The organism is Microbacterium oxydans, assembly GCF_000956405.1.
Lineage (GTDB): Bacteria > Actinomycetota > Actinomycetes > Actinomycetales > Microbacteriaceae > Microbacterium > Microbacterium oxydans_C.
On sequence record NZ_JYIV01000018.1, the window covers coordinates 85,264 to 97,197 of the forward strand.

Sequence of the window (11,934 nt, forward strand, 5' to 3'; positions counted from 1 at the left end):
ATCGTGTTCCATTCGATCCGGGTCGCCTGCCACGGGCGGCCGGATCGCAGCCAGATGATAATGCGGCTCATTAGCATCATCGGGCTCACACTCCTCCTGATCTTCGCCGTCGGCGCAGCCGAGCACGGAAGTGCCGATGTCACCACGGCGTCAACTACCGCCAGCACGTCGCTCGACGCCGATGAATCAGGCGCTGACGCAGCCGCTGCGGCACCCGCAGGCGTCGTGATACAGCTCGCCACGGGCGCTGCACAAGTAGACCCGGTCACGGGCGCTGTGCTGTGCGTCCTCGGTCTTCTCTGCGGACTCGTCGCAGCGGTCATGCTCTATCGGCTGCTCTGGCGCACGACAGCCGTGGTCGTGGAGACCCACGCGGCTCAGCCGCGAACGAGCGCCGCTCCGAATAGCATCCCCCTGAGGCGGACGTCGCTGACTCTGGCGACGCTCGGAATCTCCCGGACCTGACCCGTCGAAGCGTCGCGCTTCGCGCGTGCGCATCCCATCGAGCAACCGCTCGACCTTCGACCGTGTCGACAGTCCTTGGAGTACCTGATGAAACCCGCCGTCAAAGCCGGCCTCGCTGCCCTTGCCGTAACCATCGTCCTGATTATCGCCGCGGTAATCGTCGTCATCGTTAACCAGCAGAACACTGCGCCGCCAGAATCCGAGAACGGAAGCTCTACGGCGCAGGTGCTCCGCGAGAACTCGCACGTTCTCGACGACGGGGGAGACGGATCAGTCACCGTCGTTGAATTCCTCGACTTCGAATGCGAAGCGTGCGGAGCCTTCTACCCCGTGGTCGAAGACCTTCGCGAGCGCTACGACGGCGAGATCACCTATGTCATCCGCTACTTCCCGCTACCGGGTCACCTGAACTCCAGGAATGCCGCGTTCGCGGCCGAAGCGGCTGCGCAGCAGGGACGCCTTGAGGAGATGTACCGCAAGCTCTTCGAGACGCAGGCTCAATGGGGTGAAGCTCAGGAATCGCGTGCGAGCTTGTTCCGAGGCTTCGCTGAGGAGATCGGCCTGGACATGGCCGCTTACGATACCGCGATCTCTGACCCCGCGACGGTCGCACGAGTCGATCTCGACTACAACGACGGTCAGGCACTGGGAGTAAGCGGAACTCCGACGTTCTTCGTGAACGGCGATGCCATCACACTCGAGCGCTACGACGACCTCGAGAACGCGATCCTCTCAGCGGGCAAGGGAACATGACACTCCTAGGCCTCTCTCATCGTCGAGTCATCATCGTCGGCTCCGGCCACGCCGGTCTCTCCGTCGCCGCCGAACTCTCGCGTTCGGGCCTGAAGCCGCAACGGGACTTCGCCGTCATCGACAGCAATCCTGACGGGCGTCGTTCGTGGGCGTTCCGCTGGTCGTCGATGACACTCCTGACAGAGGCCGGGCGGAGCACGGTCGCCGGCCGGCATCTCACAGGCGACCCCTATCGACGCCCGTCACCGCGAGAGCTCGAACAGCATCTTCTCGACGTCGAGGCCGCCTTAGGCCTCACGACGCTGTGGGGCATCAGAGCGACAGGCGTGGACCGTCTGGGGGACGGATCCACTCTGCTTCTGTCAACGAACGAAGGGCCGGTACAGACGCGCAACATCGTCTGCGCCACCGGGTCCGCGGCTCGACCTCGGATCCCGAACTGGGCGGTAGACGCCGCGGTAACGGGGATCATGGTTCATAGCGCCGACTATCGCGGACCGAGCCAGATTCCCAGCGGTGACGTGCTGGTCGTCGGAGCCGGCCACAGCGGCCAAGAGATCGCGCGCGAGCTCAGTCGCACGCACCGCGTCACGCTGTCGTCCCAGCCGTCGGCGGTCTCCGCAGCTCGACCGGCACGACGCGGCGTCGGGCGGCGTCGGGCAAAAGCGCGAGGTGGGGCAGCTCTCGCACTGGATCCGGAATGGGAACAACTCGGCATCGAGGTGCTCCGTCTGCGGCCATCGCCGCAGACGGAGCACACATCGTCTTCGACGATGGTCGTCGTATCGCTCCGCAGTCCATCATCTACGCGACCGGATACCTGCCCGCGGACGGCTGGCTTCCCCGTCCGGTACTCGATGCCACGTCCAGTCGCCGGAAGCGCGGGACTACGAGCGTCCCAGGTCTGTTCGTCGTCGGCATGCCGAGCCACGGTAGCCAGGATTCAGACACCTTCGACGGGGCACGCCGTGACGCGATCTCGATTGCACGCCACATCATGAAGCGCCCCTGAATACGTTCGTCCGAAATACACCGACCGAAACGAGGATCACACATGAGACATCCGATGGCCACGACGAAACATGCGTGGGGTGCCGTCGCGTGTGCGTTGCTGATCCTCGCGACGGTCCTGCTGGTTTCGCCTTCGGTTTCAGCGTCCGCAGTTGGGGACGTCGCACCAGTTACCGCGTCCCCCACTCCGGAACAGAGTTCAACGCCGTCGCCTTCGCCGTCGCCCGAAGAGACAGAGTCGGACAAGGACCGTCATCAAAGGCAGAACGGAGAGCGGCCGGTGGAACGAGACGATCTCGGGTTCCTCGGCATCCTGTTCGTCATCGGCATGGGGTTCGTTCTCGTAGCGGGCGCTGTCGGTGTCGCGTTCGCCGGGTGGAAGCGCCGCCGGCGCGACCGAGCAGCGGCCGACACGGAAGGAGGCGCGTGATCATGAGTGCGCGCGTGCCGAAGCTCGCCATCGCGTTCGCCGTCGCCGGTGCGACCGTCATCATCGACCAAGTGTCGAAGGCGGTCGCCTTGGCGCAACTGAGTACCACGGAGCGCATTCCGCTACTGGGAGACCTCTTCGGGCTGCAACTGGCGTTCAACCCGGGTGCCATCCTGTCGTTCGGTTCCAGCGCGACTCCGCTGCTGACCGCAGTCGGAATCGCAGCGACGGTCGTGCTCATCAGGAGCGCAATCCGATCCCGTACCACGTGGTGGGCGGTCGGTATCGGGTTCATTCTCGGGGGAGCCATCGGCAACGTCCTGGACCGTCTCTTCGCACCCCCTGCGTTCGGCCGCGGGTACGTCACCGACTTCCTCGCCTACTCGGACCTCTTCATCGGCAATCTGGCGGACGTGGCGCTGGGGGTCGGTGCCGTCGTGCTGGTCGTCGGGCTACTTCGGCGCCGCCGTGGTCCAGAGGACGACGTCGTCACGCCTCCCGCTTCGATGCCACAGGACATGAGCGAAGGATGGGGACGCTCATGACACAGAAGAAGCGGACCCCTTCCACCTATCAGCGGAACGCTCTTGCTCCGAGTCTGCTCGCAGCCGCGGTGCTGTTCCTCGCCCCCGTGCTGCTGGCGAGTGACTGGGCCTCGGTCATCCTCTACGTCACGTCGATCCTCGCGGTCATCGTCGGATGGTTCGCCGTGCAAGCGCGCCACTGGTGGTGGATCCCGGTGTTCATCGCCATCGCCGTCCTGTGGAATCCCGTCATGCCCTTCCCGTTCGCCGGACCGGTCTGGACCGGAATCCAGCCCGCGGCAGCAGTCGTCTTCCTGGTAGCGGGAAGCCTTATCAAGTTCCCCCGACCCTGATGTCGGCACTCATCGCTCAGCTCATCGACAGGCCGGAGGGGGCCCGTCGATGACTCCGTGGATCCCCGACGTCGCGCCCACCTTCCCTGACTACTTCGCCGTGGTTCCGGGGGCGCTTCCGGTGCTGCCGGTGGTCGCTGGGCTGCTTGCACTTCTCTACATGGTCGGGGCCGTTCGCATGTGGACGCACGGTCGACGCTGGTCCATCTGGCGTACGTTCAGCTTCCTCAGCGGCTGCGCGCTCCTGGCTGGGACGACCGGTCTCGCCGTGGAGAATTACGGCTACGCGTTGATGTCGGTGTTCATGTTCCAGCAGCTCACTCTGATGATGGCGATTCCGCCGCTACTCATCCTGGGATCTCCGGGCACCTTGCTGCTCCGCGCCACCCCGCACGTAGGGCTGGGGCGTAGGGCACTCGCCGTCGCCCACGCGGGGCTGCGCAGCAGACTCGCGCGCTGGGCTCTGAGCCCATGGGCGGCGCTCCCTCTCTATCTGGCCGCGTTCTACGGCCTGTACCTCGCGGGGTTCGCAGACTCCCTCCTGAGCTCGACCGCGGGACACATCGCCCTCGAGGTGGCGTTCCTCGGCGCGGGCATCATCTTCACAATCCCCATCCTGAGCTCCGACCCGCTACCCGTTCGCCTCAGTCACGGCGGCCGCGCCCTCGATGTGTTCGCCGAAGCCGCGCTGCACGCCTTCTTCGGAGTGTTCCTCATGATGGCCACCACCATGCTCATCACCCACTTCGTCGCGCCCACGCAGGCCATGGGACTCGACCCCATCGAAGACCAGCGGCTCGCCGGCGGACTCGCCTGGTCGTACGGCGAGGCCCCCACGCTCCTGATGCTGATCTACGTCATGCACCGATGGTTCCGGGAGGACACCGCACGATCCAAGGCACAGGACCGGTACGTAGACATGTACGGATCATCCGAGCTGGATGAGTACAACGCGTACCTCCAGAAACTCCGCGAGCGGGACGCCTGAGCAATGCCGACGACACTCCACTCCACGCCGACGTCTGAGGCCCGAACGACGCACACTGATCTCACGCGACCACTCGTCGGTGTATGGGTCGCCGTTCCACTGTCGGCGGTCGGTGGACTCGCCATGGACCTCGCGACCCCCGAGGTCAGTTGGTGGCCCCTCGCGTTCGTCAGCGTCGTCCTCACCTTGGTTGCGACCGTCGGACGTAGCGTCGGCGGAGCGCTGCTCGTCGGTCTCGCGTTCGGTGTCACGTTCTACGCGCTTCACCTCGATTGGGTTGGTCAGTTCCTCGGGCCGTTGCCACGCATCGCGTTGTCGGGGCTGCAGGCTCTCCTGTTCGGGCTCGGTGCGGTTCCCATAGCGCTGGCATACCGATGGACGAGCCGCTTCCGTGGCCGTCGTGTCTGGCAAATCGTCGCCGTACCCGCACTGGTCGGCGGGTTGTGGGTTGCCCGCGAGATCGTGCTCGGATCGTGGCCGTACGGCGGGTTCCCCTGGGTGCGACTCGGGATGACGCAGGTAGAGAGCCCGTTCCCGGAAGCTACGTCGTGGATCGGTGTGACCGGGCTCTCGCTCACCATCGCGGTCATCGCTGCGAGCATCGTGCAGTGGCTTCGTATCGGGTTGCGCGCAGTGTCCGTTCTGACGCCCGCTGTCGTCCTGGTTTTCGGACTCAGTGTGACACCGCAATATGCGACGACAGGCGCGGGCACATTCGCGGTTGGGTGGGTCCAAGGCAACGGTCCCTCAGGCTACTTCGACGGTAGAGCCTCGGGTGACCTGCTCAAAGCACAGGTCGAGGCATCGGAACCGATTCTCGACCGGAACATGGACGTGCTCGTTTGGCCCGAAGGATCGGCGGAGTTCGACCCGTTCCGCAACCGACAGGCCGCCTCTGAACTGAATCGGATCGTGTCCCGGACGGGGGCGCCGCTTCTGGCGAACGCGGCGACGGCACGAGGCGATGAGACGTTCAACACCTCCTTCCTGTGGACGGCAAACCCCGGCAGCTCTCAAGTCCACGACAAGGTCAATCCCGTCCCATTCGGCGAGTACGTCCCCGACCGATGGTTGTACGAGCGCCTTGCCCCCGACCTCGTCGGGCTGATCCAGCGCGAGTACACTGCCGGCACGAACCCACCCGTCGTGACCGTCGGCGAGACCGACATCGGTCTCGCGATCTGCTTCGACGTGATCTTCGACGACGTGATCCGTGCCGCTGCTGAGCAGGATGTGAAGCTCTACATCTTCCAAACCAACAACGCGGACTTCCGCGGCTCCGACGAGAACCTTCAGCAACTGGCCTTTGCCCGGATGCGTGCCATCCAGACCGGTAAGAGCGTGGTGAACGTTTCCACTGTGGGCACCAGTCAAGTCATAGCCCCGGACGGCGCGATCCTCGACACAGCAGGCGTCGACACGGTCGCTGCCGCAATCACGGATGTGCCGCTCCGCTCAGGCATCGCACCAGGCATCCTCGCGGAGAAGTGGCTCGCGTTGAGCGCGCCATTGCTCGCGTTCGGAAGCCTCGCAACACTTGCCCTCATCGTTCGACGTGCATCGTCGAACGGCCCAGACTCGACCCCCGAACCCGAATCCGGAGGCCCGAACCGTGACCACACATGACCCTCTCGAGCCGAACATTCGACCGGAGCCGCTTCTCACGCGGTCGGAGCTTCGACGCCGAGAGACCGCGTCGACAGCCCCGACTCCGCCAGTCACCCGCTCCGAACTTCGGCGCAGGCGCGAGGCCCTGTCCCATCCGCCGATTCCACCAATCAGCGCATCCGACCATCGACCTCGTGACGAGGGCATTCCGAGCCGAGAGCACGACGTGCGGACTCCGGCGAAGACGGTGAACACGACTCCATCCACCACCCCCACGGAGCAGGACGCTCGACGCGTTGCAAAGCCTGCTCCTGCGAGGTCCATCGGGCGGCGAATCGGGAGAACGCCCATCGTGGTGGGCACATTGACCGTCGCTTCCTCGTTCATGGTCGGCATGACGATCCCGGCCGAGACCGTCGCGGCGGCCAGGACGGATACCACGCCGCGGTTCGCGCCCTCCGAGAGCGACCGATCCGCCGCCGATAGTGACATTCAGGCGTTTGTCGTGCCGGAGGATGCTGCGGCGGAGGACCTTGGTCGGTCGAACGGCTTCAGCGTGACGTCTGTCCCGCAGCTCGCGGCGGCAGCAGGAATCCGTTACTTCAGCGGATCCCTGCTGCTCGATCCCGATGCTGAGGTGCAGTGGCCGTTCCCGGTCAGCGTGCCCACGTCGTCGAGTTTCGGGCCCAGGTGGGGGCGAATGCATGAAGGCGCCGACTTCACACCAGGTGAGGGAGCCCAGATCCGCGCCGTGGCCGGCGGGACGGTCCGCATCGCGACCGAGAACGGCGGGGCGTTCGGGGTCACGGTCTACATTGAGAGCAAGATCGACGGGCAGACGGTATTCAGCCGCTACGCGCACATGTTGCGCGGCTCCCTCGGAGTTCGTGAGGGGGAGAGTGTCTCCGTCGGCGAAGTCGTCGGACGAGTCGGCAACACCGGACGCAGTTTTGGTGCGCACTTGCACCTTGAAGTGTCGACAGGAGACGGAACGGTCGATCCTGTCGCTTGGCTGCGGGAGCAGACCGGTGAATGAGCTCCGGCGCGTCCCGCTTGATGACCTCGACCTGAGAGGCGGGGCGATGAACCCTCGTCTAGGGCGAAAGGCGGCGACATCGCCGTTTGCCGTCGGTGTGATTGTCGTGGTCATGGCGTCACTGTTGCTCGTGTTGGGCGTCGCCTGCGCTCCATATCAGGCGACACCTGATGCATCGACGTCCGTCGGCGTCGACGATCCCTCGGCGCTCGATGCACGAAACGCTGCGCCGGACGCGCCCTCGGTTGCGTCGGCGGGGGAGCCCTCTGCATCGAGTATCGGCATGGGCCCCGTTGCGTGCGCTCTCGGACTGTTCTGCGGAGTACTTCTCCTGCTCCTCAGCGCTCTGCGTCGGCCAATGCCTCTAATGAACCCGGGACGTATCAGGTCTCACCTGATACGTCGACTTCTTCCGAGCATCGCGATGAGGGCCACCGCCCCCTCTCTCACGAAACTCCGCGTGTCGCGGACCTGAGCTTCCTCGATTCACGCCGTCGTCATGCTCGTCACTCGGGAGCGAGACGCGACGTCGCCCCGGGACCCGCTCCTCGTCGAGCACTGATGGCCCGGGCGCGAGGCATGAGCCCGATAACCACCGGCTCTGCCCTGCCAAACGAGATTCAGATCCGAAGAGGAACCTATGCTCAGCGAGCCCGTCCCCCGACCACCCGCCACCGGCGTCCCCAGCGCGCAGGATCACGGCCGACGACGACGTATTCGTCACGCCGTGCTCGCCTCCATACCCGTCCTTCTCCTGCTCGCAGGGTGCGCGTCCAACGACTCCCTTTCCCAGCAGTATAGGGATGGCAACGAGAAAGGCTTCATCGCGGGAGACTTCCAAGTCGTCGAGATCCCGCAAGACGAGCGCGGAGAGCCGGTGACATTCGAAGGGGTCACGGAGACCGAAGAGGAAGTCGCGAGTGACGACTACCGCGGCGACGTCCTCGTCGTGAACTTCTGGTACGCCGCATGCGGCCCCTGCATTGTCGAGGCGCCATACCTCGAACAGGTGTGGCAGGACTATCGCGACGACGGCGTGGCCTTCCTTGGCGTGAACACCTACGACCAACCCGCCACCGCGCTCTCGTTCGCCAAAGACAACGGCGTCACGTATCCGAGCGTGATCGACGTCAACGACGGCAAGGTCAAGCTGGCCTTCGCTCAGGTGACGCCGATCCAAGCCACGCCGACCACCCTGGTCATCGACCGCTCCGGCAGAGTCGCCGCCCGCGTCATCGGTCAGCTCGACAGTGCCTCAATCCTCGCGACGCTCGTCGAGGACGTTCTCGAGGAGAGCGTCCCATGAACCCTGGAACGCTTATCGTCGACGGAGTTCTGTGGATCGCCATCCCCGTGGCGATCCTCGCCGGGCTCGTCTCCTTCGTCTCACCGTGCGTCCTCCCTTTGGTGCCCGGGTACCTGGGGTACCTCGGGGGAACTGTGCGGCCAGAACAGGGCAAGAGCGGAAGCCGAGAGTCGCACCGCGGTCGACTGATGCTGGGGGTGGCGCTGTTCATCGCAGGTTTCACGACCGTCTTCGTCGCCGTGACCATCCTCGGCGGTGCGTTCGGCTTCGTGCTGCTGCAGTACGCGAACATTCTCACCAGGGTGTTCGGCGCCGTCATCATCGTGATGGGCTTCGTCTTCATCGGACTCTTCGGCGTCGCGCAGCGAACGATGCGCCCACGGATCGGCAGTCGTGCAGGTCTGGTCGGCGCCCCGCTGCTGGGGTTCGCACTCGGAGTGGGGTGGACACCCTGCATCGGCCCGACACTCGCCGCAATCATCTCGATGTCATGGAACTTGGGTGACCCCGCTCGAGCCGGCCTGCTCGGGCTGGCGTACTCCCTCGGCCTCGGTATCCCCTTCATCGTCCTCGCCGCCGGGTGGGGATGGGCGTCCTCCTCGCTCGCCTTCCTCCGACGCCATGTCCGCACGCTCAACCTCATCGGCGGAGCGATGCTCGTCGCTCTCGGGATCCTGATGGTCTCCGGCCTCTGGACCGCTCTCATGTCCCAACTTCAGCAGGTGATTATCAATGTCCCGCTCCCTCTCTGACCCCGACACCAAGGGCGATCCGCTCCGGCCAGCCGACCACGCCGATACCGGCGCAACATCTGGGGTGACGAGCCCGGCGCTCAGGGTGACCGGCTGGCTGCGATGGGGGTGGACACAACTGACGAGCATGCGCACCGCCTTGTTGCTGCTTCTGCTCCTCGCTGTCGCAGCGATCCCCGGTTCACTGTTCCCGCAACGCAGCGCAGACCCCAACGGCGTGGTGCAATGGCGAAGGAACAACCCCGATGCGTTCCCGCTCGCGGACGGCCTTGGACTGTTCGACGTCTACATCTCACCGTGGTTCTCCGCCATCCATCTTCTGCTGTTCGTCTCGCTCATCGGGTGTGTGATCCCGCGTGCGAAGCACCACTATGTCGCGCTGCGGTCACGACCTCCGCGCACTCCGTCCCGACTGTCGAGGTTGCCCGCTCATCGCGAGAGGTTCATCGCTGGGAAGGGTGGCGATGCTGAGGGGGCTGTCTCCGCGGCTTCCGACATGCTGCGCAGATCCGGTTACCGCGTCGAGCGTTACGACCAGGGAGGCACCTACTCGGTATCAGCAGAGCGCGGCTACCTCCGTGAGACCGGCAACCTCGTCTTCCATGTCGCGCTCGTCGGGGTGCTCCTCTCGGTCGCAGTAGGCGGATCCTTCGCGTACACCGGACAACGAGTCGTGGTGGAGGGGACGACGTTCGTGAATGCTCTGAGCGATTACTCGTCCTTCAACCCGGGACGATTCGTCGACGGCGCGGGACTTGTTCCGTACTCGCTCACGCTCGACGACTTCCGTGTCGCCTATCGACTGCCGGGCACACCGGGCGCGGGACAGGCAGAGAACTTCGATGCGCAGATCACGGTCCGCCAGCCGGGCGAGCAGGACAGTGAGCGCAGCGTTCGAGTGAACTACCCGACCACGATTGCGAATGACCGGATCTACCTCCTGGGGAACGGGTACGCCCCGACGCTGACCGTGAGGAACGGCGACGGCGACGTCGTGTTCAGTGAGTCGCAGCCATTCCTGCCGCAGGACTCGAACATGACCTCCCTGGGCATCATCAAAATCCCGGACGGGCTACCGAAGCAAGTCGGGCTCGTCGGGTTCTTCTACCCCACGCAGGGCACTCTCCCGTCAGGTGCGTTCACGTCCATCTACCCCGACGTCGTCGATCCCGTGCTCACCTTCAACGTCTTCAGCGGGGACCTCGGCATCGACGACGGCACGCCGCGCTCCGTCTACACGCTCGACGTGAGCGGACTCGACCAGGAGACGGGCGGCGACAGCGGCACCGACTCGTTGGAACTCCGACCCGGTGACACGGCCGACCTCCCGAATGGCTGGGGGTCCGTCACGTGGGAGATCGCGGAGGAACAGCAACCAGTGAAGCGATTCGCCTCGCTGCAGATCCAACAAGATCCGAGCAGTGGGGGAGTGCTCCTCTTCTCGGTGATTGCCATGGTGGGTCTCTTCGCAGGCCTGTTCGTACCCCGGCGTCGCGTGTGGGTGAAAGCCCGCGACGGGATCGACGGCATCCACATCGAGTACGCCGGCCTCGCGCGCGGCGACGACCCCACGCTGCAACGAGCGGTCGACGATCTCGCACATCGTCACTCGACTTCGCTCGGCGCGGAGCCTGTGAAGCCCGCCGGCCACTTCTGACAACGACCAGCAGCACGACACGACCGAAAGGAACCCGTCATGAATCAGCTCAGCCTCGACGGCATCTCCCTCCTCCTCGTCTGGACCGCGATTGCCACCTACCTCCTCGCGTTCACCGCGTACACCATCGACCTCGCGCAGCGCAGCGCCGCACCGGTTGCCGTTCCCGTGCGAAGATTGGCGACCGTCGGCGGGCGTGGGCCGGCATCCTCGTCCGAAGAGCTCGCCGGAGATGTCCCCGGCGCCGACACCGCTCTACAGCGGCCACCCCGACGCTTGTGGGCGCGAATCGGAACGTCGCTCACGGTTCTGGCGTTCCTCTTCCAGCTAGGAGGAACTCTCGGCAGAGGCATTGCGGCCGAGCGGGTCCCGTGGGCCAACATGTACGAGTTCGCGCTCACCGGGACGCTCCTCATCGTCGCCGTGTACCTCGTGGTGCTGCGGCTGTACGATCTTCGATTCTTGGGCGCGTTCCTGCTCGGAATGACCGTGCTGCTTCTCGGAGGTGCGACTCTCGGCTTCTATGTCGAGGTTGTGCCGCTGATGGATCCGCTGAAGAGCGTGTGGCTGGTGATCCACGTGTTCGTGGCTTCGCTCGCCACAGCTCTGTTCGCTCTCGCCTGCGGCGTGTCAATCACCCAACTGATGCAGGGTAGGCGCGAGCGTCTCCTCAGTGACGCTCCGGACGCGCGAAAGCAGAAGCGCGGTCCTCGCTTCCTTCGCACGATCCCGTCCGCGGACGCGCTGGAGACCCTGGCGTACCGCTTCACTATCGTCGGCTTCATGTTCTGGAGCTTCACCCTCATCGCGGGAGCGATCTGGGCGAACGACTCGTGGGGTCGCTACTGGGGATTCGACGTCAAAGAGGTGTGGACCTTCGTGATCTGGGTCCTTTACGCGGGGTACATCCACGCGCGCGCCACCCGGGGGTGGCGTGGTTCCCGGTCTGCGTGGCTGTCGATTGTTGGGTTCGCAGCAGTGCTGTTCAACTTCTCCGTCGTGAACATCTACTTCCCGGGGCTCCATTCCTACTCCGGGCTGACGTGATCCG

At 65.0% G+C, this 11,934-nt stretch carries 13 protein-coding genes and 1 pseudogene; all 14 read left to right on the forward strand.

Annotation, left to right across the window (positions count from 1 at the left end; translation table 11 throughout):
- Positions 1–60: 60 nt before the first annotated feature.
- The 14 genes and pseudogenes from RN51_RS04125 (at position 61) to ccsB (ending at position 11,930) form a co-directional block, all read left to right on the forward strand.
- Positions 61–465 (forward strand): hypothetical protein, encoded by a 405-nt coding sequence (locus RN51_RS04125; protein ID WP_156149083.1) that lies wholly within the window; start codon positions 61–63, stop codon positions 463–465.
- A gap of 87 nt (positions 466–552) precedes the next feature.
- Complete coding sequence (locus RN51_RS04130; protein WP_045262770.1) at positions 553–1,218, forward strand: DsbA family protein; 666 nt, start codon at positions 553–555, stop codon at positions 1,216–1,218.
- Positions 1,215–1,772: pseudogene (locus RN51_RS18855) on the forward strand (NAD(P)-binding domain-containing protein); the annotation flags it as partial. The gene RN51_RS04130 and the pseudogene RN51_RS18855, both read left to right, overlap by 4 nt.
- A 146-nt stretch (positions 1,773–1,918) precedes the next feature.
- A complete protein-coding gene (locus tag RN51_RS18655; RefSeq protein WP_052674575.1) occupies positions 1,919–2,230 on the forward strand; it encodes a hypothetical protein in 312 nt (103 codons plus the stop codon).
- Positions 2,231–2,509: 279 nt separating this feature from the next.
- Positions 2,510–2,659: a hypothetical protein gene (locus RN51_RS18340; RefSeq protein ID WP_156149084.1), complete on the forward strand. Its 150-nt coding sequence runs from the start codon at positions 2,510–2,512 to the stop codon at positions 2,657–2,659.
- Between the two features lie 2 nt (positions 2,660–2,661).
- Positions 2,662–3,204 (forward strand): signal peptidase II, encoded by a 543-nt coding sequence (locus RN51_RS04145; RefSeq protein ID WP_045262819.1) that lies wholly within the window; start codon positions 2,662–2,664, stop codon positions 3,202–3,204.
- A complete protein-coding gene (locus tag RN51_RS04150; protein WP_045262820.1) occupies positions 3,201–3,536 on the forward strand; it encodes a DUF6804 family protein in 336 nt (111 codons plus the stop codon). Before RN51_RS04145 ends, RN51_RS04150 begins: the two co-directional genes overlap by 4 nt.
- Before the next feature lie 49 nt (positions 3,537–3,585).
- On the forward strand, positions 3,586–4,524 hold the full coding sequence (locus RN51_RS04155) for a cytochrome c oxidase assembly protein (RefSeq protein WP_045262771.1): 939 nt from the start codon (positions 3,586–3,588) through the stop codon (positions 4,522–4,524).
- A gap of 123 nt (positions 4,525–4,647) precedes the next feature.
- A complete protein-coding gene (gene lnt, locus RN51_RS04160) occupies positions 4,648–6,150 on the forward strand; it encodes an apolipoprotein N-acyltransferase (protein ID WP_200838704.1) in 1,503 nt (500 codons plus the stop codon).
- A 346-nt stretch (positions 6,151–6,496) separates the two neighbouring features.
- Positions 6,497–7,168 carry a M23 family metallopeptidase gene (locus RN51_RS04165; RefSeq protein ID WP_197073178.1) on the forward strand — a complete coding sequence of 224 codons (672 nt, stop codon included), beginning with the start codon at positions 6,497–6,499 and terminating at the stop codon, positions 7,166–7,168.
- Positions 7,169–7,808: 640 nt separating this feature from the next.
- Positions 7,809–8,474, forward strand: coding sequence for a TlpA family protein disulfide reductase (locus RN51_RS04170; protein ID WP_082066388.1), 666 nt, complete (start codon positions 7,809–7,811; stop codon positions 8,472–8,474).
- A complete protein-coding gene (locus RN51_RS04175; RefSeq protein ID WP_045262772.1) occupies positions 8,471–9,226 on the forward strand; it encodes a cytochrome c biogenesis CcdA family protein in 756 nt (251 codons plus the stop codon). Before RN51_RS04170 ends, RN51_RS04175 begins: the two co-directional genes overlap by 4 nt.
- Positions 9,207–10,883, forward strand: coding sequence for a cytochrome c biogenesis protein ResB (gene resB / locus RN51_RS04180; protein WP_045262773.1), 1,677 nt, complete (start codon positions 9,207–9,209; stop codon positions 10,881–10,883). The genes RN51_RS04175 and resB overlap by 20 nt, the downstream gene beginning before the upstream one ends.
- 39 nt (positions 10,884–10,922) lie before the next feature.
- On the forward strand, positions 10,923–11,930 hold the full coding sequence (gene ccsB, locus RN51_RS04185; protein WP_045262774.1) for a c-type cytochrome biogenesis protein CcsB: 1,008 nt from the start codon (positions 10,923–10,925) through the stop codon (positions 11,928–11,930).
- Positions 11,931–11,934: the final 4 nt, after the last annotated feature.